26 protein-coding genes and 1 pseudogene are annotated in these 22,182 nt (G+C 72.5%); 6 read left to right on the top strand and 21 right to left on the bottom strand.

Annotated elements, in window-relative coordinates; all coding sequences use genetic code 11:
* Window positions 1–117: 117 nt before the first annotated feature.
* Entirely contained in the window at window positions 118–516 is a 399-nt protein-coding gene (locus tag BLASA_RS05055) for a MerR family transcriptional regulator (protein WP_014374957.1), read from the bottom strand.
* 47 nt (window positions 517–563) lie between these two features.
* Window positions 564–2,054, bottom strand: coding sequence for a SulP family inorganic anion transporter (locus BLASA_RS05060; RefSeq protein ID WP_014374958.1), 1,491 nt, complete (start codon window positions 2,052–2,054; stop codon window positions 564–566).
* A gap of 311 nt (window positions 2,055–2,365) precedes the next feature.
* On the opposite strand from BLASA_RS05060, the gene pgi reads away from it, so the two are divergent.
* The gene (gene pgi / locus BLASA_RS05065; RefSeq protein ID WP_014374959.1) at window positions 2,366–3,997 is read left to right on the top strand and encodes a glucose-6-phosphate isomerase; all 1,632 of its coding nucleotides are present in this window, start codon (window positions 2,366–2,368) and stop codon (window positions 3,995–3,997) included.
* Window positions 3,998–4,284: 287 nt separating this feature from the next.
* Window positions 4,285–5,151, top strand: coding sequence for an SGNH/GDSL hydrolase family protein (locus BLASA_RS05070; RefSeq protein ID WP_014374960.1), 867 nt, complete (start codon window positions 4,285–4,287; stop codon window positions 5,149–5,151).
* Between the two features lie 278 nt (window positions 5,152–5,429).
* On the opposite strand, the gene BLASA_RS05075 is transcribed toward BLASA_RS05070, so the two are convergent.
* From BLASA_RS05075 to BLASA_RS05090, 4 genes are all read right to left on the bottom strand, one after another.
* The gene (locus tag BLASA_RS05075; protein ID WP_041775618.1) at window positions 5,430–5,702 is read right to left on the bottom strand and encodes a flagellar FlbD family protein; all 273 of its coding nucleotides are present in this window, start codon (window positions 5,700–5,702) and stop codon (window positions 5,430–5,432) included.
* A gap of 115 nt (window positions 5,703–5,817) precedes the next feature.
* Window positions 5,818–7,119 (bottom strand): hypothetical protein, encoded by a 1,302-nt coding sequence (locus tag BLASA_RS05080; protein WP_014374962.1) that lies wholly within the window; start codon window positions 7,117–7,119, stop codon window positions 5,818–5,820.
* Between the two features lie 73 nt (window positions 7,120–7,192).
* A complete protein-coding gene (locus BLASA_RS05085) occupies window positions 7,193–7,618 on the bottom strand; it encodes a hypothetical protein (protein WP_014374963.1) in 426 nt (141 codons plus the stop codon).
* Window positions 7,615–9,456, bottom strand: coding sequence for a hypothetical protein (locus BLASA_RS05090; RefSeq protein WP_014374964.1), 1,842 nt, complete (start codon window positions 9,454–9,456; stop codon window positions 7,615–7,617). Before BLASA_RS05090 ends, BLASA_RS05085 begins: the two co-directional genes overlap by 4 nt.
* Window positions 9,457–9,564: 108 nt before the next feature.
* Here BLASA_RS05090 and BLASA_RS05095 point away from each other — a divergent pair, with 108 nt between their 5' ends.
* A complete protein-coding gene (locus tag BLASA_RS05095; protein WP_014374965.1) occupies window positions 9,565–10,341 on the top strand; it encodes a MerR family transcriptional regulator in 777 nt (258 codons plus the stop codon).
* Here BLASA_RS05095 and BLASA_RS05100 read toward each other — a convergent pair.
* Window positions 10,338–10,553, bottom strand: coding sequence for a hypothetical protein (locus BLASA_RS05100; RefSeq protein ID WP_014374966.1), 216 nt, complete (start codon window positions 10,551–10,553; stop codon window positions 10,338–10,340). The two genes, BLASA_RS05095 and BLASA_RS05100, sit on opposite strands and share 4 nt — an antisense overlap.
* 81 nt (window positions 10,554–10,634) lie before the next feature.
* The gene (locus BLASA_RS05105; protein WP_014374967.1) at window positions 10,635–11,567 is read right to left on the bottom strand and encodes a siderophore-interacting protein; all 933 of its coding nucleotides are present in this window, start codon (window positions 11,565–11,567) and stop codon (window positions 10,635–10,637) included.
* A 140-nt stretch (window positions 11,568–11,707) separates the two neighbouring features.
* Between BLASA_RS05105 and BLASA_RS05110 the strand changes: the two genes are divergently transcribed.
* The gene (locus BLASA_RS05110; RefSeq protein ID WP_014374968.1) at window positions 11,708–12,661 is read left to right on the top strand and encodes an ABC transporter substrate-binding protein; all 954 of its coding nucleotides are present in this window, start codon (window positions 11,708–11,710) and stop codon (window positions 12,659–12,661) included.
* Window positions 12,662–12,763: 102 nt separating this feature from the next.
* Here BLASA_RS05110 and bfr read toward each other — a convergent pair whose 3' ends face one another.
* Window positions 12,764–13,246 carry a bacterioferritin gene (bfr, locus tag BLASA_RS05115; protein ID WP_014374969.1) on the bottom strand — a complete coding sequence of 161 codons (483 nt, stop codon included), beginning with the start codon at window positions 13,244–13,246 and terminating at the stop codon, window positions 12,764–12,766.
* Entirely contained in the window at window positions 13,233–13,463 is a 231-nt protein-coding gene (locus BLASA_RS26510; RefSeq protein ID WP_014374970.1) for a (2Fe-2S)-binding protein, read from the bottom strand. The genes bfr and BLASA_RS26510 overlap by 14 nt, the downstream gene beginning before the upstream one ends.
* Window positions 13,464–13,743: 280 nt before the next feature.
* Between BLASA_RS26510 and BLASA_RS05120 the strand changes: the two genes are divergently transcribed.
* Window positions 13,744–14,922 (top strand): acyl-CoA dehydrogenase family protein, encoded by a 1,179-nt coding sequence (locus BLASA_RS05120; RefSeq protein ID WP_014374972.1) that lies wholly within the window; start codon window positions 13,744–13,746, stop codon window positions 14,920–14,922.
* Between the two features lie 99 nt (window positions 14,923–15,021).
* Here BLASA_RS05120 and BLASA_RS25475 read toward each other — a convergent pair whose 3' ends face one another.
* The 7 genes and pseudogenes from BLASA_RS25475 to BLASA_RS24845 all read right to left on the bottom strand — a co-directional run bounded on the left by BLASA_RS25475 (window position 15,022) and on the right by BLASA_RS24845 (window position 18,634).
* The gene (locus BLASA_RS25475; protein WP_014374973.1) at window positions 15,022–15,522 is read right to left on the bottom strand and encodes a hypothetical protein; all 501 of its coding nucleotides are present in this window, start codon (window positions 15,520–15,522) and stop codon (window positions 15,022–15,024) included.
* A gap of 430 nt (window positions 15,523–15,952) precedes the next feature.
* Complete coding sequence (locus BLASA_RS26200; protein ID WP_269446688.1) at window positions 15,953–16,084, bottom strand: hypothetical protein; 132 nt, start codon at window positions 16,082–16,084, stop codon at window positions 15,953–15,955.
* Between the two features lie 71 nt (window positions 16,085–16,155).
* Window positions 16,156–16,743 carry a glycosyltransferase gene (locus tag BLASA_RS25480; RefSeq protein WP_197536263.1) on the bottom strand — a complete coding sequence of 196 codons (588 nt, stop codon included), beginning with the start codon at window positions 16,741–16,743 and terminating at the stop codon, window positions 16,156–16,158.
* Window positions 16,740–17,396 (bottom strand): histidinol-phosphatase, encoded by a 657-nt coding sequence (locus BLASA_RS05130; RefSeq protein WP_014374974.1) that lies wholly within the window; start codon window positions 17,394–17,396, stop codon window positions 16,740–16,742. The genes BLASA_RS25480 and BLASA_RS05130 overlap by 4 nt, the downstream gene beginning before the upstream one ends.
* The gene (locus BLASA_RS25485; protein WP_197536264.1) at window positions 17,393–17,893 is read right to left on the bottom strand and encodes an ATP-grasp domain-containing protein; all 501 of its coding nucleotides are present in this window, start codon (window positions 17,891–17,893) and stop codon (window positions 17,393–17,395) included. The genes BLASA_RS05130 and BLASA_RS25485 overlap by 4 nt, the downstream gene beginning before the upstream one ends.
* Window positions 17,894–18,080: 187 nt before the next feature.
* Window positions 18,081–18,329, bottom strand: a pseudogene (locus BLASA_RS26515) (hypothetical protein); the annotation flags it as partial.
* The gene (locus BLASA_RS24845) at window positions 18,326–18,634 is read right to left on the bottom strand and encodes a response regulator (protein WP_014374975.1); all 309 of its coding nucleotides are present in this window, start codon (window positions 18,632–18,634) and stop codon (window positions 18,326–18,328) included. The pseudogene BLASA_RS26515 and the gene BLASA_RS24845, both read right to left, overlap by 4 nt.
* A gap of 245 nt (window positions 18,635–18,879) precedes the next feature.
* On the opposite strand from BLASA_RS24845, the gene BLASA_RS05140 reads away from it, so the two are divergent.
* Entirely contained in the window at window positions 18,880–19,587 is a 708-nt protein-coding gene (locus tag BLASA_RS05140) for a response regulator transcription factor (RefSeq protein WP_014374976.1), read from the top strand.
* Between the two features lie 158 nt (window positions 19,588–19,745).
* On the opposite strand, the gene BLASA_RS05145 is transcribed toward BLASA_RS05140, so the two are convergent.
* From BLASA_RS05145 to BLASA_RS05160, 4 genes are read right to left on the bottom strand one after another with little or no spacing between them, the layout of a single operon-like run.
* Window positions 19,746–20,414: a response regulator gene (locus tag BLASA_RS05145; protein ID WP_014374977.1), complete on the bottom strand. Its 669-nt coding sequence runs from the start codon at window positions 20,412–20,414 to the stop codon at window positions 19,746–19,748.
* The gene (locus BLASA_RS24850) at window positions 20,408–20,827 is read right to left on the bottom strand and encodes a hypothetical protein (RefSeq protein ID WP_014374978.1); all 420 of its coding nucleotides are present in this window, start codon (window positions 20,825–20,827) and stop codon (window positions 20,408–20,410) included. The genes BLASA_RS05145 and BLASA_RS24850 overlap by 7 nt, the downstream gene beginning before the upstream one ends.
* Window positions 20,824–21,453 carry a signal peptidase I gene (locus BLASA_RS05155; RefSeq protein WP_014374979.1) on the bottom strand — a complete coding sequence of 210 codons (630 nt, stop codon included), beginning with the start codon at window positions 21,451–21,453 and terminating at the stop codon, window positions 20,824–20,826. Before BLASA_RS05155 ends, BLASA_RS24850 begins: the two co-directional genes overlap by 4 nt.
* A 31-nt stretch (window positions 21,454–21,484) precedes the next feature.
* On the bottom strand, window positions 21,485–22,078 hold the full coding sequence (locus BLASA_RS05160) for a TasA family protein (RefSeq protein ID WP_014374980.1): 594 nt from the start codon (window positions 22,076–22,078) through the stop codon (window positions 21,485–21,487).
* Between the last annotated feature and the right edge of the window lie 104 nt (window positions 22,079–22,182).

A 22,182-nucleotide genomic window follows, 5' to 3' on the forward strand; every position in this document is an offset into this window, starting at 1 on the left:
ACGTCTGCCGGCCCACACTCGCTGCGGGCCGTCGGCGACGACGTCCCCGACGCGGCTCGGTCGGCCGGGGGGGGGGGGGGCGGTGCCCGAGTCGGCCGTTCGACCCCGGCCGGCAGCTCAGTGCCGGTCGCCCAGGTGACCGGCGAGAGTGTCGGCGAAACCCTCCGCCACCCCGAGTTGCTCGCGGAGGGCCGTGACGCGGGCGGTCGCGGCCGCGTGGAACATCCGGAGCCGGTCGAGAAGCTGCGCCCGGTCACCGTCGCCGGAGTCGAGATCGGCGAGCAGGGTGAGCAGCTCCTGCATCTCCTCCAGGCTGAAGCCCAACGGCTTCATCCGCTTGACCACCTCGAGACGGGCGACGTCGTCCTCGCTGTAGAGGCGGAAGCCGCCCTCGGAGCGGGCGGTGGGGATCACCAGCCCGTTCTCCTCGTAGAAGCGGATCGTCCGGAGGCTCAGGCCGGTGCGCTCCGCGACCTGGCCGATCTGCACCAGCTCGCCACGAGAGGGGTCGGTCATCCCACCTTCATAGGTCATCCGGTCGCCGGCCGCTGCCGTGCGGCGCATCAGTGGGCCCCGGCGAGCTGGCCGGTGTGCCGGTCGAACCGGTCGGCGGAGTGGCCGGTCAGGCCGACGATCTCCACGGTCTTGCCCCGGGTCTCGTACTTGTGGGTGATGGCGTCGAGGACGGCGACCGTGGAGGCGTCCCAGACGTGGGCGTTCGATAGGTCGATGACCACGGTCTGCGGGTCGTCGTTGTAGTCGAACTGGTAGATGAGGTCGTTGCTGGAGGCGAAGAAGAGCGCCCCGTGCACGTTGTAGACGCGCGTCCCGCCGTCGGGGTCGGTGACGCTGGTGACGTCGACCAGGTGGGCGACCCGGCGGGCGAAGAGCACGCAGGCGACGAGCACGCCGGCGGCGACGCCGATGGCGAGGTTGTGGGTGATCAGCGTGCCGGCGACGGTCGTGAGCATCACCGTGGTCTCGCTGCGCGGCATGCGGTGGATGGTGCGCAGGCTGTGCCAGTCGAACGTGGCGATGGACACGAAGATCATGACGGCGACGAGGGCGGCCATCGGGATGATCGCGACGACGTCACCGAGGGCGACGACCAGGATCATCAGGAAGACGCCGGACAGGAAGGTGGAGAGCCGGGTGCGGGCGCCGGACTTCACGTTGATCATCGTCTGGCCGATCATGGCGCAGCCGCCCATGCCGCCGAAGAACCCGGAGGCGACGTTGGCCACGCCCTGACCCCAGGACTCGCGGGTCTTGTCCGAGGGCGTGTCGGTGAGGTCGTCGACCAGCTTCGCCGTCATGAGCGACTCCATCAGCCCGACGAACGCCACGCCGAGCGCGTAGGGGGCGATGATCGCCAGTGTCTCGAGGGTGAGCGGGATGTCGGGCAGGCCGAAGAACGGCAGGCTGTCGGGCAGCTCGCCCTGGTCACCGACGTCGGGAAGGGTCAGGCCGGCGGCCACGGTGAGCCCGGTGAGCACGACGATCGAGATCAGCGGAGCGGGGACGACCGTGGTCAGCCGGGGCAGCAGGAAGATCATGGCCAGTCCGGCGGCGACCATCGGGTACACCAGCCAGGAGACGTCGATCAGGTACGGCAGCTGGGCGGTGAAGATCAGGATCGCCAGCGCGTTGACGAAGCCGACCATCACGCTGCGCGGGATGAACCGCATCAGGCGGGCAAATCCGGACAGGCCGAGCAGTACCTGGAAGATCCCGCCGAGGATCACCGCGGCGAGCAGGTACTCCACGCCGTACTCCAGCGTCAGGGGCGCGACGACCAGGGCGATCGCGCCGGTGGCGGCGGTGATCATCGCCGGGCGACCGCCGGTGAAGGCGATGACCACGGCCATCACGAACGAGGAGAACAGGCCGACGCGGGGGTCGACCCCTGCCAGGATGGAGAAGCTGATCGCCTCGGGGATCAGCGCAAGAGCGACCACGACTCCGGCCAGGATCTCGGTGCGGGCGACCTTCGGGGAGAGCCAGGCGGGGCGGCTCAGGCGCGCCTTGGGCGCGACAGGCAGGACTGAGGACATGGGTCCGTCTCGTTCGGTGCGCCGAGACCGGCGCAGGCGGGCAGCACCGACGGCGGCGCGTGTGAGGAGTGGGCGCGGCGGTGCACCCGGAAGAGCGCAGCTCGCGCGCGGTCACGACGTCGGGCGGGATCGCCGACTCGGTTCGTCGCTGCGCTCGGGCGGCATCGCTCGTGTCACCGACAGTCTGCCGGTAACTCGCCCTTCACGTCAGGGTTGAGTGGTGAGCCGTTGGTCACGTTCAGGTTGCGATCGTCGGGTGACACTCACGGCGACGACGCCGTAGACGTCGGACCACACGAGAAGGAGTGAGCATGGACATCACCGAGACCGCGGAGTGGCGCGCTCTGGCGGAGCACCATCGGGCACTGGCCCCGGCCCACCTGCGCGATCTGTTCGCCGGGGACCCCCGGCGCGGTGAGCGGCTGACCGCGAAGGCCGGCGACCTCTACATCGACTACTCCAAGCACCGCGTGACCGACGAGACGCTGCGGCTGCTGATCGCCCTCGCCGAGCGGGCGGGGCTGCGGGATCGCATCGCGGCGATGTTCCGCGGCGAGCACATCAACACCACCGAGGACCGCGCCGTGCTGCACGTCGCGCTGCGCATGCCTGCGGACGAGGACCTCGTGGTCGACGGTCAACCCGTCGTCCGCGACGTGCACGAGGTGCTGGGGCGGATGCGCGAGTTCGCCGACCGGGTGCGCTCCGGGGAGTGGCGCGGGCACACCGGGCGGCCGATCCGGGCGGTGGTCAACATCGGGATCGGCGGCTCCGACCTCGGCCCGGCGATGGCGTACACGGCGTTGCAGGCCTACGCCGCACGGGAGCTGACCCTCCGCTTCGTCTCCAACATCGACCCGACCGACTTCGCCGAGGCGACGCGCGACCTCGACCCCGCAGAGACGCTGTTCGTGGTCAGCTCCAAGACCTTCACCACCCTGGAGACGCTGACCAACGCCACGGTCGCCCGCGACTGGCTGCTCCGCGGGCTGGGTGCGGACGAGGCCGCAGTGGCCAAGCACTTCGTCGCGGTGTCCACGAACACCGAGGCGGTGCAATCCTTCGGCATCGACCCGCAGAACATGTTCGAGTTCTGGGACTGGGTCGGTGGCCGGTACTCCCTCACCTCCGCCATCGGACTCTCGCTCATGGTGGCGATCGGCCCAGAGGCCTACGACGAGATGCTCGCCGGCTTCTCCGCCGTCGACGAGCACTTCCGCACCGTTCCGCTCGAGGCCAACGTCCCCGTGCTCCTGGGGCTGCTGAACGTCTGGTACCGCGGCTTCTTCGATGCGCAGACCCACGCCGTGCTGCCCTACAGCCAGTACCTGTCCCGGCTGCCGGCCTACCTGCAGCAGCTGACGATGGAGAGCAACGGCAAGTCCGTGCGCGCGGACGGGCAGCCGGTCGCCACGGCCACCGGCGAGGTGTACTGGGGTGAGCCCGGGACGAACGGCCAGCACGCCTTCCACCAGCTGCTGCACCAGGGAACGTCGCTGGTGCCGGCGGACTTCATCGGTTTCGGTGAGCCCAACCACCCTGTCGGCGACATGCACGACCTGCTGATGGCCAACATGCTCGCCCAGTCAGCGGTCCTGGCCTTCGGCCGGACGGCGGAGGAGGTGGCGGCCGACGGGACGCCCACGCCGTTGGTGCCGCACACGATCATGCCCGGCAACCGACCGAGCACGGTCATCCTGGCGCCGCGCCTGACCCCGGCGACCCTCGGTCAGCTGGTGGCCCTGTACGAGCACGTCGTGTTCACGCAGGGTGTGGTCTGGCAGATCAACTCCTTCGACCAGTGGGGGGTCGAGCTGGGCAAGGTGATGGCCCGAGAGCTGGCCCCCGCGCTGTCCGGTGCTGAACCGGTGTCCCTCGACCAGGACACATCCACTGCCGCCCTCGTGGCGCACTACCGGCGGCTCCGGGGTCGGCCCGTCTGACCGGTGAGACGGCATCGCCGGCGCGGCCGGGTCCTGCATCGACCGGGAGCCCGGCTCCGACCCCGCACGCACGGTCGCCTGCCACCCACCGCGACGACTGAGACCACGTCCTCCCTCACCGCGGAGCGTCCTCCCTCACCGTGTGCCGTGGGGGAGGACGCTCGATGATCTGGTCACCTGATCCCAGCCGGGGTGCCGGTTGCGGTGGCCGAGTGTGGGCTGCGTAACTCATACCCGCGTCGGCCGTTGTACCGCGCACAGCTGTCCCCACCTCACCTGGAGAAGACGTGCGCCGTCTCGCTACCTGCGTCCTGGCCGTGCTCGCCGTCCTGGTCAGCCTGGTCGCTGCCCCGGCGGCCGGGGCGACGCCGTCCCAGCTGCGCTACGTCGCGCTCGGCGACTCCTACAGCGCGGCCTCGGGCGTGCTGCCCCCCGACCTCACCGCGGCACCGCAGTGCCTGCGCTCGGTCCGGAACTACCCGCACGTGATCGCCGGGGCGATCGGCGCCCGGCTCACCGACGTGACCTGCGGCGGCGCCGACACCGGCGACTTCTTCGCCGAGCAGCACCAGGGGATCTCGCCGCAGCTGGAGGCGCTGTCGAAGGACGCGCAGCTGGTCACCATGACCATCGGCGGCAACGACAGCGGCGTCTTCATCAACTCGATGCTCAACTGCGCCGCGGCCGGCCTGGCCACTCTCGGCCAGGGCAGCCCATGCAAGGACCGGTACGGCTCCTCGTTCGAGGACACGATCCGGACGACTACCTACCCGGCGCTGGTGGAGGCACTGCGCGCGGTCCGGAGGGCCGCGCCGAAGGCGGAGGTCGCCATCCTGGGCTACCCGTGGATCATGCCGGCGACCGGCGGCTGCTTCGACCGCATGCCGATCGCCGAGGGTGACGTCCCGTACCTGCGCAGCCTGCAGGCCACCCTCAACGACGCCGTGGAGCGTGCGGCCGGCCGGACCGGGGTCACCTTCGTCGACCTGAGCGAAGCCTCCGACGGGCACGACGCCTGCCAGCCGCTGGGCGTCCGCTGGGTGGAGCCGGTGCTCCAGGGCACCAACGCGGTGATAGTGCACCCCAACGCGCTGGGGGAGGCCGAGATGGCGGCCCGGACCATGGAGGTGCTGCGCCTCGACCGCGGTCGCTGATCGACGCGGTGACCTGCGCGTTACCGTGACGGCCGTCTCGGGGGCGTCGGAACACGGAAGTGGCCCGCGTGGCGGTCGGGTCGAGGGCAGTTCGCGGGCGCTGGTGCTCGGTGGCGGCGGGAACGCCGGCATCGCCTGGGAGGTCGGCCTGCTGACCGGCCTCGCCGAGTACGGGGTCGACGTGCGGGACGCGGACCCGGCAGCCTGCGGCCCTGGCCGGGCGCGCACAGGCCGACGCCGTGTGGGAGCAGGTCGCCGTGTTCTGGGGTTGAACGGCGTCAGTCCCGCGCGGACGCCGTGGCGCCGAGCCGGCGGGCCGGGCGGGCCGACGTCGGCATCGCCGCGTAGCCGTTGAGCAGCGCGGCCCGCCGGGCGAACGCACCGGCGCGGTCGTCGGCGATGCAGCGCAGGACGTCGTCGAACTCCGCCTCGACGACGAAGTGGGTCCCGTCGACCAGGTGCACCACGGTGTCGCCGCGGTGCTCGATGCGCTCGATGTGGTCGGGGTCGACGGAGAAGTGCTCACCGTTGCGGCAGGTCACAGCGATCACGGGAGCGCGCCTTTCGATCGGCGACGGGCCGGCGAGATGCCGTCCCGGCAGGTCTCCCATCGGCCGGTCCGGCCTCCGGCTGGAGCGCGGTCGCCCGAACGGGTGAGCCCGTGGCTCAGAACCCGAACAGCAGCCCGAGCCCGCCGACGGTGAAGAGCACCATCACCACGACCAGTGGCAGCTGGTCCGACGCCCGGGCGTGCCGCTGCAACCGGAGGGCCCGCTCGTGCGCGAGCGTCACGCCCGCCACGTGCCCGGCGACGACCCCGCCCACCTGCACGTAGGCGATGGTGTCCGGGCTGACCGCGGTCAGGTCGACGGTGGCGTCGTAGCTGCCGAACAGGTCCACGCCGGGCGTGCCGAAGGGGTTGCTGGCGAGGATCCACGTCGTCTGCCCGTCGAGGAGCAGCAGGCTGAAGTAGTGGGCGACCGTGTAGCCCAGGACGATCGGGACGACCGTGGCGGCGTACCGGCGCGGCTGGATGCCGGCCGGCTGACCGGCCAGCCGGCCCGACAGCCGGGTGCCGAGGAGGTACAGCAGCGCGACGGCGGCGATGCTCGCGAGCAGGCCGACGGTGCCCGAGAGCGAGTCGTCCGCCGCACCCGGCCCGGTCTGCCACCAGACGGTGCGCGAGAGCCCGTCGAACGCCGTCGAGCCGAGCAGCACGACGACGACCGCGGCCAGGCCGGGGACCCCGGGCGCCGTCGCGTTGGCCAGGGGGTTGCGCAGCACCAGCCGGCCGTCGTCGCGGCGCCCCCAGGGGGACAGGCGGGCGATGAGCGTGGCGTACACCTCGAACCCGTCGCCGGAGGCGAACCAGCCCTCGCCGAACCACAGGGCCAGTGCGGTGTGCACCACGACGTAGCCGACGAGGAAGGCCGCCACCGTGGCCGGCTCGGCGCGGTCCGGGTAGACCAGTTCGAACCACAGGAAGACCAGCAGCGAGACCGCGGCGGGCCAGAGTCCCAGCGCCGGCAGCCGGTCCGCCCCCGGCGCGGAGGCGGCGATCGGGCGCAGCGCCCGGTGCAGCAGCCGGAGCGGGTTGGCCGCCCGCCAGACCGGCCCGAACAGCAGGCTGACCGGCACCAGCCCCACCCAGAAGGTCACGTACAGCGCCCAGGGGGCGAGGTTGCGCGCGGTCTCGTCCGGGCCGGCGAGCGCGGCGGCGACCAGCAGGACGGACAGCGCCAGCGCGACCGCCTGCAGGGATCGCCGGAGGACCGGGCCGTCGAGGACCCGCTGGGCTCCGGCGGGTAGCGGGCGCCCCGAGGACGGGCCGCCCAGCCTCGGCGTCCGCCAGAACAGCAGCAGGGCGGCGAAGCTGATCAGGATGGCCGCTCCGGCGCCGTACAGCGTCAGGCCGAGGGGGATCGGCAGGTCGGTCCGGGAGCCGACGCCGTGGGCGAGCAGGGTCACGAGGCCTCCTCGCTGGCGCTCGTCGGGCTCGTGCCCCGGGGTGCTCTGTCGCCGCGTGACCTCGCGCGCTCGGTCACGAGACCTGCAGCGTCAGCAGCACCGTCCCGGCGTCGTGCAGTTCCAGCTCGAACACCCCAGGGATCGTGGCGTCGAAACTCAGCTCCGCCGGCCGTCCGGGGACCAGATCGGCGGTGCGGTCGTAGCCGTGCAGGTGCAGCTCGTCGGCGACGTCGCCGGTGACGACGACGGTGACCGGCTCGCCGAGCGGGACGGGCACCCGGCCGGTGTCGCCGCTGACCGCACCACCGGCGAGCTGCACCTCGATCCGCCGCCCCGCCGCCTCGGCGGGCTCCGGTGCCGCGGTGGTGGCGGTGGCCGGACCGTCGGCGGTGACCGCCGCCGACGTGGCCGCCTCCTGCCCGACGGGGACCGTCGTGCCGGCGCACCCGGCCAGCGCCATGAGAAGCAGTGCGGCGACGAGGAGCCGGCGCGCGGTCACCGGCGCGCCGCCCCGGAGCCGGCCGTCGTCCCCTCGGCGCGGCTGTCCGCCGGGGCCTCCGTGAACGGCTCCCGGACGGCGGCCCGTCGGGCGTACCGCCCGACCCCCCAGGAGATGGCGGCGACGAGCGCCAGCGTGCACAGCAGGACGACCAGGTTGGAGATCGTCCAGAGGCCGCCCTGCGCATTCTTGAGCTCGCGCTGGAGGATCTCCACCTCCGGGATGGCCGAGCGGGTCATCCCGTCCTCGGCCGGGACCGCCTCGGCGTCGATGGCGTCGTCCTGGGGCAGGTAGATCGGCACCGCGGTGAGGACGCGGCCGTCGTGGACGCGCAGCAGCGTCTTCCAGGTGCCGTGCAGCGGGACCGGCTCGGTCGTCCGGTAGGCGCCCTGGCCCGTCCGCTCCAGCGGCGTGACCACCAGCCCGTCGCCCTGCCAGGAGGTGATCTGCACCCAGGCGGGGTCGTCGGCGACGTCCGCCGGGTCCAGCTGCACGGTGATGTTCGCCGTCCGCGGGTCGGCCTGTACGTCCTCGATGCCGAACGTGGCCTGGACGTCGTCGGGGACGGTGGCGAGCAGGCCGTTGGCGACCGCGGCGGCCAGCACGACGAGGGAGCCGGCGAGCACGGCCCGCGCGACCGCGGGGCGGGGCAGCCGGCGGCGCAGGCCGGAGGCGAGCAGGGCGCCGAAGAGGCCGCCGACGACGCCGCCGGCGATCGCCATCAGGGTGCCCTCGACCAGGATGTCCCTGTTCCACGACAGCGTCTGGGTGAACTGGGTCCAGCCCCACTCGGTGGCGTGCCCGATGGTGCCGATCAGCACCCCCGCGACCGCGCCGAACGCCAGCGGACGGCGGGCCGGCGGGAGGGCCGGCGCGAGCAGCTCGACCACGATCGCCGACCCCAGGTAGAGCGGGAACGACGGCGTGATCTCGCCGAAGGCGGGCCCGACCACGAGCGAGATGGTGCCGCGGACGACGAGGAAGAAGGCGACCGCAGCGAGTGCGCCGCCGCGGCCCATGAACAGCCGGGCGGCCACCAGGGCGATGCCTGCGGCGCCGGCGATCATGAGCGGCTCGAGCACCAGCCGGAACTGGGGGACGTCGAAGTCGTACTCGCCCTGGAACACCGACATGCCCAGCAGCAGCCCACCCATGGCCGACGCCTGCCGGATGAACCGTGCCGTACGCCCGGCCGTGCGGTCGCCGTCGTCGGTGGACAGGCTGCCGTGGCCCTCCTGTTCGAGGAGGAGCAGCCCGATGATGGACAGCCCGGCGCCGCCGATGAGCATCAGGTGGGTCGGGCCCCACAGCGTGACGTCCTGGCCGAACATCCGGTGCCACACGTCGTCGAGGGGGAAGCCGAGCAGGGCGTAGAAGCCGGCAGCGGTGAGGATGATGCCGCCGACCGGCACGTCCCACCCGCGCAGGAAGTGCACGGCGGCGGGGCCCGGCAACTCGTCCAGCGGCATGGCGCAGGCGAGGACGCCGCCGGCGAACACCCCGAAGAGACCGAACAGGATGACGAAGTGCGCCGGGTTGGCCAGCGGGCCCTCGTCGCGCCCCACCCCGATGTGCAGGGCGATGTCCCAGAGCATGCCGAGCAGGGCGGTCAGCAGCGAGACCGTCGTCAGGATCGTCGGCAGCGCCACCCAGGCCGGAACACCGGTGGCGGCCCCCAGCCGGTCGCCGATCCGGGTGAGCACCGTCGAGCGCCGGGTGCGGTGCGCGTAGACGAGGGCGAGCAGGGCCGCGGTGAGCGCGAGCCCGATGCCGGTGGCGAGCAGCACCTCACCGATGGCGGCCCCGCCGGCGGGTCGGGTATCGGCGGCCAGTGGCATGGCTTTCCCTCCAAGCATGAGGCTATGGGACACCGAGCACGGTGACATCGACAACTGATACATAGAACGAGCGGGTTGCCGGAAGGTGACGACGGGAAGGAGGAGGACGTGAGTGCAGCGCGGTCCGAGCCGCTGACCGACGGGGTCGACACGGAGCTGACGGTCGACGAGCTCGCCGCGCGGGTGGGCGTGACCGTGCGCAACCTCCGGGCGTACTCGGCTCGCGGCCTGCTGCCGCCACCCCGGATGGTCGGGCGCACCGGCTACTACGGCCGCGAGCACGTCGCCCGGCTCCTCCTCGTGCGGGAGATGCTCGCCGAGGGTTACTCGCTGGCCATGATCGAGCGGACGCTGGCCAGCGCACCGCCGACCGCCAGCTCGGCCACCCTCGCCCTCCACCGCGCACTGCTGGCGCCGTGGCTGCCGCCCGAGCCGGAGGTCACCACCGGTGCCGAGCTGGCCGCACGGGCCGGGGTCGCCGAGGACACCGAGGTCATCGACCAGCTGGTCGGCCTCGGGCTGGTGGAGCGCCTGGACGACGAGCGCATCCGGGTGCTCGACCCGGCGCTGCTCATGGCCGGGCTCCAGGTCGTGAGCCTCGGCGTGCCGCCGGAGGCCCTCATCACCGCGCAGGCACAGGTCAACGAGCACGTGCGGGCGATCGCGCGCACCTACGTGCAGATGTTCGTCGACACCGGCTGGCGGGCGTTCGTCGAGGCGGGCGCCCCCCACGAGCAGCTGCCGGACATCCTGGCCACGGTCGGCCGGCTCCAGCCGGTGGCCGCGCAGGCGATGCTCGCGGCCTTCCGCACCGAGATGGCGGCCGAGGTGGCCTCCGCCGTGGAGGTGGCGCTCGGCGAGCTGGCGGAGCCGGAGGAGGTCTAGTCGGCAGGGCGCGGGCGCTCGCCCTCGGGGATCTCCTCCCGCGCCATGCCGCGCCGGTCGGCCTCCGCCGCGGCCTCGCGCGCGCTGATCCGGCGGTCACGGACCACGGCCGCCGCGACCAGGGCGACCAGGATGGCGGCGGGCACGAAGAAGCCAAGGGTTGCGATGATGCTCAGGCCGTCCATCGCCAGCAGGTCCACCGCTCCGGTCATCCCTTTATGTGACACCGTTCGATGTCACCGAGCAAGCCGAGCGGGCGTGAACTGGCCGGCTTCCCCCCCGACCGTGTCGCCTCAGTCGGAGTCGCGACCCTCGCGCCAGTAGCCCATGAAGGCGACCGACCGGCGGTCGATGCCGACGTCCTGGACCAGGTGCCGGCGGAGGCTCTTCACGACGCCGGCCTCACCGGCCAGCCAGGCGTACACGCCGGAGGAGCGCCGGGGGAGCGCGTCCTCGCCGGGGACCTCCCAGAGGATCCCGGCGTCCACGTCCACGTCGTCGAGGACGACGCCCGGGGTGCGGACGTCGGCCAGTTCGTCGACGGCGGCCACGACGGCCGCGGTGAGCAGTTCACCTCGCGCGGTCGGCGCGGTGCCGTCGTCCGGCCAGCGCGGCAGCCAGGTGATCTCCACGCCGTCCGGCGCGACCAGGTCGAGGGCATCGGCCGCGGTGGGGACCTCCAGGAGGATCTTTCCGCGCCGGCCGGGGCGCAGCGTCTCGACGATGGCGCAGATCGCGGGCACGGCGGTCTCGTCGCCGGCGATGAGCAGGCAGGAGGCGTCCGCCGGAGGGTGCCATTCGAAGCCGCCGGTGGGCCCGGGGAAGCGGGCGTTGGGGCCGACGAGCACCACCTCGTCGCCCACGGCGGCCCGCTCGGCCCAGGCCGAGGCGGGGCCGGTGGCGCCGTGGAGGACGAAGTCGACGTCGACCTCCCGCTGCTCCGGGCGCAGCGCCCGGATCGTGTAGGTGCGGATGGGCATCCGCCGCTCGGGTGGCAGCTCGCGCCATGCGCCGTACCAGTCGTTCCCGGCCGGGCAGTCGAGGACGCTCCGGCCCGGCAACGGCAGCATGACCTTGATCCGCTGATCGAACCCGTTCGAGGAGAAGTCGGTCATCTCCGGACCGGTGAACGTGATCCGCAGGAAGCTCGGGCTCAGTCGCTGTACGTGCGACACCCGCACCGGGAAGGTGCGGTACGCGGGGATCTGCAGGGCTTCGACCGTCACGGCGTCTCCCGGGTCGGGCAGGTGCAGACCGTCTGACGACTTAGGCTAGCCTCACCTGGCTTCGGGCAGTCTCGCACACGGCTGCCCGCCGATCCAGTGCCCTGCCACCGTGCGCAGGCGCTCCGTTCCGAAGGAGACCGATGACGATCCGCGTCCTGCAGGCGACCAGCCTCGCCGTGGCGGCAACCCTGGCCCTGTCCGCCTGCGGTGGCACCTCGGGAGCCGAGGAGGCCGCCGGCCCCACCGCGTCCGGGGACGGCGCGTTCCCCCGCACGGTCGAGCACGCGATGGGCAGCACGGAGATCCCCGAGGAGCCCGAGCGCGTCGTCGTCCTGGACACCGGCGAGTTGGACGCGGCCCTCTCCCTCGGTGTGACGCCCGTCGGCGCGGTGACCACCGCCGTCTCGGAGGAGTTCCTCAGCTACCTGGCCGAGGACGCCGAGGGCATCGACGTCGTCGGCACGATCGCCGAGCCGGACCTGGAGGCCATCGCGGCGCTGGAGCCGGACCTCATCCTGTCGAACTCGGTGCGGCACGAGGACATCTACGACCAGCTGTCGCAGATCGCCCCCACGGTGTTCGCCGCGGACCTGGGCGACACGTGGAAGGAGAACTTCCGGCTCGACGCCGAGGCGCTCGGCAAGGAAGAGGAGGCCGAGCAGCTGCTCGCCGACTACGAGGAGCAGGCGGCCGCGCTCGGCGAGTCGATCGGGAACCCGGCGGACACCACCATCAGCCCGCTGCGCTTCGTCGGCGGGACGATCCGCGCTTACCAGCCCGACTCCTTCATCGGCACGGTGCTGACCGACATCGGGCTGGACCAGGTCGAGCTCGATGCCGGGCGCCCGACCTTCGCCGAGCTCAGCCCGGAGCAGCTCACCGAGGCCGACGCCGAGATCGTCCTCTACTCGTCCTACGGTGCGGCCGACGAGTCCGGGGAGGCCGCCGTCGTCGCCGGCCCGCTGTGGCCACGGCTGGCGGCGGTCCAGAGCGGGCAGGCCTTCGCCGTCGAGGACGACGTCTTCTACACCGGCATCGGCCTGCGGGCGGCGACGCTGCAGCTCGACGCGCTCGAGGGGCTCCTGGTCGACTGACCGCCCCGGGGGGACCTTCTCTGCACGGAAGGTTCCCCTCGACGCAGCGAGGGCCCCCTCCCGGTCACCGGGAGGGGGCCCTCGCTGCTGCTGCGGGTGTCGTCAGGGCGTCTCGGTGGTGATCTGCGCGGCCAGGTACTGCGGCGCGCCCACCCGCTCGATGGCGGCCAGCTGGGCCTCGAACCAGTCGGCGTGCTTCTCCTCGTCGAGGACCATCTCCTCGAACACCGAGGCGGTGCCGTGGTCGCCGAGCTCGTGGCACTCCTTCGCGGAGGCGTTGAACTGGGCGACTGCGGCCTTCTCGCTGTCGAGGGCCAGCACGATCATCTCCTCGGCCGTCTCGCCCACCCGGATGGCGCCGAGGCGCTGCACGTTGGGGTGGCCGTCGAAGAGCAGGACGCGCTGGATGAGGTCGTCGGCGTCGCGCATCTCGTCGATGGAGAGGTCGTAGAAGACCTTGCCGAGCTTGGGCAGGCCCCACGCGTCGAGCATGCGGGCGTTCAGGAAGTACGTGTTGGTGACCGTGAGTTCGAAGGTCAGCGCGTCGTTGAGCAGTTCGACCACGCGGGGGCTAACGGGCTGCACCGGATACTCCCAGCTCTCGCTCGGCCGGGTGCTCGGTGGTGCCCCCGGCGCGTACCGGGCAATGCTGACACACCAGCTCGCGGAGCGAGCCGACGCAGTTGCCGCAGGTCCGGCCCGCCCCCGTCGCGCGTGCCACATCGGCGACGCATCGTGCGCCGTTGGCGATGGCCTCGAGGATGTCGTGGTCGGTCACCACGCTGCAGTGGCACACGTACATGGATGGGTCGCCTAACCGGGAGCGCGAACGGGGCCATCTCCCGGAGGTGGATCCCGGGAACTGCGGCCAGGTTAGCCTGACCTAAGTGGCTGTGGTCAAGTCCTCCTCCGTGTTTTCTGCCGTCGGGTGGCCCTCCGCGCGACGGTGCGCCGGTCGGCGAACGCCCCGCATCGACCACGCCGTGCACCGGGCCCGGCACGGTGCACGGCGCCGGTCGCGGTCGAGTTGCGGGCCGGGAAGGGCGGGTAGGGCCCGGAGTGCCATCCAGGAGAGGACGCACATGACCGACGACCTGATCACCGGAGACCTGTACGCCTACGAGTCACTGCTGTCGGCCGACGAGCGCGAGGAGCTCGCCGGCATCCGGGACTTCCTGCAGCGCGAGATCAAGCCCCGGGTCAACGAGCACTGGGAGGCCGCCACCTTCCCGATGGACCTGATCCCGCGCTTCGCCGAGGCGGGGTTGGTCGGCCGCAGCTACGACACCGAGGGCTCCCCCCGGGGCTCGCGGCTGTTCACCGGCTTCATCGCGCTGGAGACCTCCCGCGTCGACCCGTCGATGGCCACGTTCCTCGGCGTGCACAACGGGCTGGCCATGGGGTCGATCGTGAACCTGGGCTCCGAGGAGCAGAAGCGCCGCTGGCTGCCCGGCATGCTGGCGCTGGAGAAGATCGGCTGCTTCGCGCTCACCGAGCCGCACGGCGGGTCCGACGTCGCGCTCGGCCTGGAGACCACCGCCCGGCGGGACGGCGACGGGTGGGTGCTCGACGGCGCCAAGCGGTGGATCGGCAACGGCACCTTCGCCGACCTCGTCGTGGTCTTCGCCCGGGACCTCGCCGACGACTCGGTGAAGACCTTCGTCGTGGAGAAGAACACCCCCGGGTTCACCGCGACCAAGATGGAGGGCAAGTACGCGCTGCGCACGGTGCAGAACGCCGACGTGAACTTCGAGGGCTGCCGCATCCCGGCCGGGAACAAGCTCGACGGCGGCAACACGTTCGCGGACGTCAACCGGGTGCTCGAGCTGACCCGCGGTGGCGTCGCCTGGAACGCCGTCGGCTGCCAGATGGGCGCGTTCGAGGCCGCCCTCGCCTACGCCAAGGAGCGCGAGCAGTTCGGCCGCCCGATTGCCGGCTTCCAGCTGATCCAGGACCTGCTGGCGCGGATGGCCGGCAACGTGACCGCCAGCCTCGGCATGGCCGTCCGCGTGGCCCAGCTCCAGGAGGAGGGCGTGTTCCGCGACGACCACGCCGCGCTGGCCAAGAGCTACGTCACCAGCCAGGCGCGGCAGACCGTGGCCTGGGCACGTGAGCTTTTCGGCGGCAACGGCATCCTGATCGAGCACGACGTCGTCCGGTTCTTCAACGATGCCGAGGCGCTCTACTCCTACGAGGGCACCCGGGAGATCAACCAGCTGATCGTCGGGCGGGCACTGACCGGCATCAGCGCCTTCGTCTGAGACTGAGGCCGCCCCGGATCGCCGCTCCGGACGGAGTTGGCAGTCGTCGAGCTGCGGCCCGGCCGTCCCGGGTGCAGGGGGGACGGCCGGGCCGCGGTCTCAGGCGGCGAGGACGGCGGTCGGCACCAGGTAGAGCAGGACGACGACGGCGATCGCGACGGCCAGTCCCGCGTACAGCCGGCGTTCGCGCAGCCGGTCGGCCTCGGTCTCGTCGGCCAGGGCCATGGGATCGGCCCACACCGGGAAGCGGCCGCCGTAGCGGGCGAGCTCCGCCTCGGTGAGCACCACCGGGGGGCTGACCCGGTAGGGCTGTCCTGCTCCGGCCAGTTCGTGGACGCACTCATGCCGCGACCTCCCGGTCTTCTCGGTCGTGTCCCAGGTCATCGCGGCCCCGCGGAACTCCTTGACGTAGGCGTCCACGGTGATCGCGCACATCATCGGCCCGAAGCCGACCAGGTAGAGCGCCAGCGGGGCCAGCGGCCGACGCCAGCGGGTCCCCTCGAGCCTGCGCACCCCGTAGGCCAGCGGGATGCAGAGCACCAGCCAGCTGTAGACGAACAGCGTCCACACGGTCTCGGCGGTGTCCGACAGCGGCACCACCCCGGGGAAGGCGGCCGTCAGCAGGACGAAAGGAGATCGCGCCGGGGAACAGCAACGCGTCCCGCCACACCTTCCGGCCGGTGCCGGGATCGACCGACATGGTCAGCGTGATCATGAAGACGAACGTCGCGATCGGGACGAAGACGGCCGCGCCGAAGACCTCGCCGGCCAGCCGGCTGTCCAGCAGGTAGAGCCCGATCAGGCCGATCGAGGTGAGCAGCATCGCCACCGGGAGCAGCAGGATGGCGAGCCAGAAGATCCCGAAGAACAGGCCGCCGAGCCCCGGGTGCACCGACCTGCGGATCCACAGGTGCCGGTACATCGAGGTGATCTGCACGTTGCCGCGGGCCCGGCGCAGCCGCTGCTTCCACAGCGCGTCGACGCCGGCCGGCTCCTCGGCCAGCACGCGGGCGTGCGGCTCGAAGACGACCTATCGCCCGCCGAGCTGGGTGCGGAACGTGGTCACGGTGTCCTCGGCCAGCGACGAGGTGTCGATCTGGCCACCGATGGCCAGGAGGTTCTCCCGGGTGTGCAGCTGCGCACCGCCCGCCAGGCAGGCCATCGCGCCGGCGACGTTCTGCGCCCGGCGGGAGGCGGCCTACGCGGCCAGGTAGTCGAACCCGATGAACCGGGTCATCCCTTCGGGTCACGGCTGCCCTCGCGGATGTAGGCGGTGACCGCGCCGACCGTGGGGTCGGCCAGGTGACGGGTCATCTTGCGCAGCGACGCGGGCTCGTAGACGACGCCGGCGTCCATGATCAGGAGCGCCTCCATCCAGTCGTCGGCCAGGATCTCGCGCAGTCCGTGGTTGAGCGTGTGGACCTTGCCCTGGCCGCCCTGCTCGCGGCGCAGGTGCACGACCCGGCCCGGGAAGCGCTCGGCGCAGTCGGCGAGCACGGCCGGGGTGTCGTCGGTGCTGGCGTCGTCGACGACGTAGACCCGCAACCGATCCGGCGGGTAGTCCAGCCCCATCAGCCGCTCGATGCTCAGGGGAAGCACCGCCGCCTCGTTCCACGCCGGGATCACCACCGCGACGTTGGGCAGGTAGGGGCCGGTCTCGCGGTAGTGGTTGCGCACCGCGTGCAGCGGGATGACCAAGAACTGCGCCAGCCCGGCCATAACGGGGATCGCGCCGATGCCGACGAGGACCAGCAGGGCGACCGTCAGGACCGTCTCGCCGATCCCGGCGACGTCGGTGCCGGAGGCGAGGACGGCCCTCATCGGACACCCACCAGCCGGGTGGCCGACGCGGCGTCGGACACCCAGGAGTACCGGCCCACGGTCGAGCATTCGTGGCTGTCGGTGGAGCCGACGAGGGGAACGCCGGCGGCGGCGAGCGCCAGCACCGCGCGGGGGCCGGGGCAGCGCCACTTCTCGTTCACCTCGACCGCCGTCCCGGTGCGGACGGCGGCGTTGGCGATCGCAGCCAGGTGGTCGTCGCAGAGCGCGCTCTCGTGCAGGCCGATCTTGGGCAGCAGCGAGAACAGGTGGGCGAGCTGGCCACGGCCGACGCGCTCCATGGCCCGCACCGTCGCGGTGACCAGGATGTCGAGCAGGATGCGGTCGACTCCGCCCGGGCCGACCACCAGGTCGTCGGGGACGTCGAGCCGGCCGGAGGCGTCCAGGATCTTGGCCTCGACGCCGGTGAGCACCTCCAGCCCGTCGATGCGGGGGAGCGCGGCCACCTCGGCGAGGAAGCCGGGCACCCACGTCGTCGTCGTCCGGACGTGGTCGACCATGCGGATGCTGGCCAGGCCGGTGTCGCGCGCGGCGACCAGGTTCTCCCGCGGGGCGCTGACCGCGTCGTCGGACCAGGTGGAGTGCACGTGGTGGTCGGTGAGCAGGAGGTCCAGCGCACCCAGGGCGAGGGTCATCGTCCGGCCTCCCCGGCGACGATGTCGGCCGGGGCGACGAAGACGTCCTCCAGGTACCGCACGACGGCCAGCTCGGTGAAGGGCACCCGGTCGGGCAGCAGCCGGCCGAGGGCCAGGTCCAGCGCGAGCGAGGGCATGTCGACGCCGGCCGCCACGGTCAGCGGCATGGCGCCGGGGAACCGCGGGTTGACCTCCAGCAGTGCGGGGCGGCCCGCGGCGTCGCGGCGCAGCTGCACGTTCGCCACCCCCACCAGGCCGATGGCGGCGGCCACCCGGCGGGCGGTGTCCTCGAGCTCCGCGTCGGCGACGGTGGCACCGGCGACCGACACCCCGGAGTCCACGCGCAGCCGTGACCGGGGGACGGCGGCGGCCACGTGCCCGTCGGCGTCGGCCAGGGTGTCGACCGAGTACTCGTCCCCGGGCAGGTGGGCCTGCACCAGGATGTCCTCGTCGCTGCCCAGGGCGCGCAGCGCGGCGGGGTCCTCGACCAGGTGCACCCCGTGGGGAACCGGCGCCGCGGCGCGGCTTGACGATCACGGGGTAGTCCCAGCCGGCGGGATCGGTCTCGCCGAGCAGCGCGGGCCGCGGAGTGGGCAGCACGTCCGCGCACCGCTGGGCCAGCACGTCCTTGTCCAGGCAGACCTCGAGGGTCTCCAGGCTGAGTGCGGCCAACGTGGCGCCGACTGCGTCGAGGCGCTTGCGCTCGGCGGCGAGGCGCGGCAGCTCCACGTCGACGGTGGAGAAGAGGACGTCGACCCGTTCGCGCTCGCAGAGCTCGACGAGGTGGTCGACGAACTCCTCGCTGAGACCGGGCCGCACCAGGTGCCGCGCGGGGGCGTCGACGAGGTAGAGACCGCTGGCGTAGCTGGCCTGGGCGGTCTCGGCCAGCCGGCGGATCGTCGCCGCGAGCGTGTCCTCGGGCACCGGCTTCACCAGGAACTCGTCGGCCGGCGCAGGGCGTCCACGGCGTAGTCGACCGACGCGTGCGCGGTCATGACCGTGATCGGCAGGTCGGCGCGCAGCTGACGGAGCCGGTCGAGGAACTCCAGGCCGGTCATGCCGGGCATCTCGATGTCGGTGATCGCCGCGCCGAACTCCACGCGGGCGGCCAGTGCCAGCGCCTCCATGGGGGCGGCGCAGGTGGTCACCGCCATGCCGCCGCGCTGCAGCACCGTGCGTACGAAGAGTGCGATGTCGGGATCGTCGTCGACGACCAGGACGTGCAGTGCACCGTCCACGGTTCCGGCTCCCTCGGTCGGGTCTCCCGGACACGCCGGGAGGGGGACGGGTGCCCCACGCGGGAGTTGACGACCGGATCCCGGGCCTTCCTGAGCCGGGTCTCCCTCGCCCCCCCCCGGGTGGGAGGACCCGACCGGGCGAGCCGCCGGGCGCTCAAGCAGCGGAGATGCGCTGCCGATCACCCGGTCAGGTGACGGGAGGACCGACCTCCCCGCCGGGAATGCGCAGTCGAGGAGGAGTCGTCGTGCCGGAGCAGTCCGTGCTCGTGGTGGAGGACACCGAGGAGATCCGCGAGCTCGTGACCACGGTGCTCGAGCGGGCCGGCTTCGCCGTGCGTGCCGTGGGCACGGGCGCCGACGCGCTGGCCGAGGTGCGGCGGGACCCGCCGGACCTCATCGTGCTCGACCTCGGGCTCCCGGACGCCGACGGCACCGAGATCTGCCGGCAGATCCGCGCCGAGACGCCTTGCTACGTGCTGATGCTGACCGCACGCGCCGAGGAGGTCGACCTGCTCATCGGGCTGGCCGTCGGCGCGGACGGGTACATGGCCAAGCCCTTCTCGCCGCGGGAGCTCACCGCGCGGGTGCAGGCAATGCTGCGTTTTCCGCGCACGATGCCGGCCGCCGCGCCCGAGCCCGCCGCGCTCCCCGAGTCGGTGCGCCGGCTCGCCGAGCTCGAGGTGGACCAGGACAGCCGCGAGGTGCGGGTCGACGGCGCCGTCGTGGACCTGACCCGCACCGAGTTCGACCTGCTGGCCGCCCTGGCCTCGCGCCCGGGCCGGGTGCTGCAGCGGGAGACGCTGCTGCGGGAGGTCTGGCAGACCGACTGGGAGGGCAACCTGCGCCTGGTCGAGGCGCACATGTCCAACCTGCGCCGCAAGCTGGTGGCCGCCGGTCTGAGCTCTCCGGAGATCCGGACGGTGCGGGGAGTGGGCTACCGGCTCGTCGCCTGAAGCGACCGCGCCTCGGCCCGGCGGCCGCCCTCCGCGCGGGAGCAGACGCCGACCGGTTCGACCGGTCGGGACTGCGCCACGATGCCGCGCCGCGCGTGGCCGGCGATCGCGTGGCAGGCGGCCGCGGCCTCGCCGTGCCGGAGCTCGCTGAGGGCGGGTCAGGAGACCCGGGTGAGTTCGTGCAGATCGGCGACCCGGGAGTGCGCCAGCACGCCGCGGCGGGCGTCGGCGGCGATGGCCTGGCAGACGGAGGCGACCTCCGGGTGGCCCAGCTGGCCGCTCGTGCCGGCGAGGGTCTGGGCAGCGGAGGCGACGGCGGTCGCGTTCCCGGCCCGGGTGTGCCAGTCGATCGCCGACAGGCGGTCCTGCAGCGCATCGGCGTAGATGGCCTGCAGGCGGGTCATCAGCTCGACGTCCAGCAGCTCGACGTCCTGCCCGGCCGTGCCGGGCGGCCCGGCCTGCGCAGCCGGCCCCGTGGTCCGGCTGCGCAGGAAGTCCAGGAGTGCCCGAGCGGTCACGGGCGTGGCGAGCGTGATCAGTGCGCCGGCGGAGGCGGCCTCGAAGCGGATCTCGGCGGTCAGGTCGGTGGTGACGACGACGAACCGGGCGCGCGAGCCGTTGCGCCGCATCCGGCGGAGCATCTCGGTGCCGCTGCCGCCGGGCAGCTGCGTGTCGGTGACCACCAGGTCGACGTCGGCGATCAGGGCGTGGCGGACGGCGTCCTCCGGGCCGGTGGCCTGCTGCACCTGCCAGCCACCCAGGCAGAGCAGGTCGCTGACCTGGTCGCGGGCCGTCGGGTCGGAGTCGACGACGAGGGCGGTCAGCACCGGACTGACGCCGTTCTGGCCGACTCGGCCGTCCAGCCGTAATCGGTGTGCGTGGTGACCGTGAACGTGACGTCCGCGAAGAACCCGAAGAACATGAGGTTCGCGGATCCGGCAGTGGCATCGACGTGGTGTTCGTGCACGAAGTTGTCGTTGATGTACGCGGTGACCGTGTAGCCCGTGATCCGTTCCGTCGTGCTGGGCTCCCAGAAGACTCGGGCAACGAGCCGGTAGTTGTTGAACCGACACTGGATTTTCTCGGCCTTCACCTCCGTGGGAGGCGTTACTGCGACGGTGCTGATCGTCGTGTCGACCCCGTCGGAGGTACTCCAGCCGGCGAGGGCGGGGAAGGCGCCACCGACGACGACGGCGAGCGCGAGGCCGGTGACGGCCAGGGCGCGGCGGATGCGGCTCATGCTCGGTCCTCGTTCTCGTCGCGGATGGGGCGCCAGATGGTCAGGAGCAGCCAGCCGGCGAGCAGCGCCGGGGCGCCGTAGAGCAGCACCTGGGAGATGACCGGGGTGCGCAGCGCCTGGATCAGGTGGCCGACCTCGGGGAGGACGGCACGCAGCTCGTAGGCGGTGTCGCCCTGGAGGCTGGCGATCCAGGGGTCGATCGCCTCGTTGGCGTCGCCCTTGGTCCGGACCTGGACCGAGCCGTCGCTGCCGGTCTCGACCGATACCACCCGGTGGGTCACGAGGCTGCGGTCGTCGATGGGCTTGTGGTACGCGATCACCATGCCCTCGGTGACCTCGGAGATCGCGATCGGCGTGACCATGGTGACGTCACCCGGCTCGATCTCGGGAGCCATGCTCGCGGTCAGCATGGTCATGGTGCGGTAGCCGAGCACGTGCGGGCCGACCGCCAGGACGAGGAACGCCAGGACGGCCAGGCCCATCACTCCGCGGACCAGCCACGGGGCGACGCGGCCCAGGGTCTGGGCGGCCCGGCCGGCCGGGCGGCCGGCGGTGGAGCGCATGTCCTCCGCCAGGGGCAGCTCGGCGGCTGCCCCCGGACGGGGAACGGGAAGGACGGCGGTCATGGCGGGATCTCCGTTGGTCGTCAGGCCGGGATCAGCGGGAGGTGCCGGTGCGCTGGGTGCCGGTGAAGACCAGGCTCAGCGAGGTCGACGTGCCCTGGAAGGCGTTGTCGGCGGTGGTCGGCAGCGAGATCGTGAATGCCAGGTGGTCGGTGCCGCCCACGGCCAGGGACGCGGGGGCGGCGAGCGTCCGGGTGCCGATGACCGGGCCGGTGCTCAGCACGGTCTCGCCGGTGGCGCAGGTCTTGTCGGCCGACCAGGCGACGGAGCAGGACTTCAGCGCCAGCTGCAGGCCGTTGGTCCCGTCGGTGGTGAGGATCGTCGAGCTGGTGGCGCCGGTGGTGAGCGACACCGAGCCGAGGGGCGCGGTGCCCTTGTTGCTCAGGCTGACGGTGCCGGTCACGGAGTCGCCGGGGACGAAGCCGGCGGCGTTCACCGCGACGGTCGTGGCCGGGCCGGTGAGGTCGATGTCGACGGTGCCCGAGGCGATGGTCGCGGTGACCGGGGTGGTGCTGTCGGTGAAGGTACCGAAGGTGCCCATGCCGGCGACGGCGGCGGCAGCGCCGATGACACCGAGCGAGCCGACGATCTTCCGGGCGGTGGAGCTGGTGGCGGTCGTGGTGCTCATGTCCTGCGTCTCCTGTGTCCGTGTGGCCCACCGGGTTCCCGGTGACACCGAGGACTCTGGCGGCCCAACCGCAGGTCACCCGCCAGCGTTCCGCAAGGAATCCG

It is taken from the genome of Blastococcus saxobsidens DD2 (genome assembly GCF_000284015.1).
Taxonomy (GTDB): Bacteria; Actinomycetota; Actinomycetes; order Mycobacteriales; family Geodermatophilaceae; genus Blastococcus; species Blastococcus saxobsidens_A.

Excerpts from the sequence above, each read along its gene's own strand:
- BLASA_RS05055 (WP_014374957.1), bottom strand. The coding sequence starts at position 516 with ATGACCGACCCCTCTCGTGGCGAGCTGGTGCAGATCGGCCAGGTCGCG.
- BLASA_RS05060 (WP_014374958.1), bottom strand. The coding sequence starts at position 2,054 with ATGTCCTCAGTCCTGCCTGTCGCGCCCAAGGCGCGCCTGAGCCGCCCC.
- pgi (WP_014374959.1), top strand. The coding sequence starts at position 2,366 with ATGGACATCACCGAGACCGCGGAGTGGCGCGCTCTGGCGGAGCACCAT.
- BLASA_RS05090 (WP_014374964.1), bottom strand. The coding sequence starts at position 9,456 with ATGCCACTGGCCGCCGATACCCGACCCGCCGGCGGGGCCGCCATCGGT.
- BLASA_RS05100 (WP_014374966.1), bottom strand. The coding sequence starts at position 10,553 with ATGACCGGAGCGGTGGACCTGCTGGCGATGGACGGCCTGAGCATCATC.
- BLASA_RS05110 (WP_014374968.1), top strand. The coding sequence starts at position 11,708 with ATGACGATCCGCGTCCTGCAGGCGACCAGCCTCGCCGTGGCGGCAACC.
- BLASA_RS26510 (WP_014374970.1), bottom strand. The coding sequence starts at position 13,463 with ATGTACGTGTGCCACTGCAGCGTGGTGACCGACCACGACATCCTCGAG.
- BLASA_RS05120 (WP_014374972.1), top strand. The coding sequence starts at position 13,744 with ATGACCGACGACCTGATCACCGGAGACCTGTACGCCTACGAGTCACTG.
- BLASA_RS26200 (WP_269446688.1), bottom strand. The coding sequence starts at position 16,084 with ATGGCCTGCCTGGCGGGCGGTGCGCAGCTGCACACCCGGGAGAACCTC.
- BLASA_RS25480 (WP_197536263.1), bottom strand. The coding sequence starts at position 16,743 with ATGAGGGCCGTCCTCGCCTCCGGCACCGACGTCGCCGGGATCGGCGAG.
- BLASA_RS05130 (WP_014374974.1), bottom strand. The coding sequence starts at position 17,396 with ATGACCCTCGCCCTGGGTGCGCTGGACCTCCTGCTCACCGACCACCAC.
- BLASA_RS24850 (WP_014374978.1), bottom strand. The coding sequence starts at position 20,827 with ATGAGCCGCATCCGCCGCGCCCTGGCCGTCACCGGCCTCGCGCTCGCC.
- BLASA_RS05155 (WP_014374979.1), bottom strand. The coding sequence starts at position 21,453 with ATGACCGCCGTCCTTCCCGTTCCCCGTCCGGGGGCAGCCGCCGAGCTG.
- BLASA_RS05160 (WP_014374980.1), bottom strand. The coding sequence starts at position 22,078 with ATGAGCACCACGACCGCCACCAGCTCCACCGCCCGGAAGATCGTCGGC.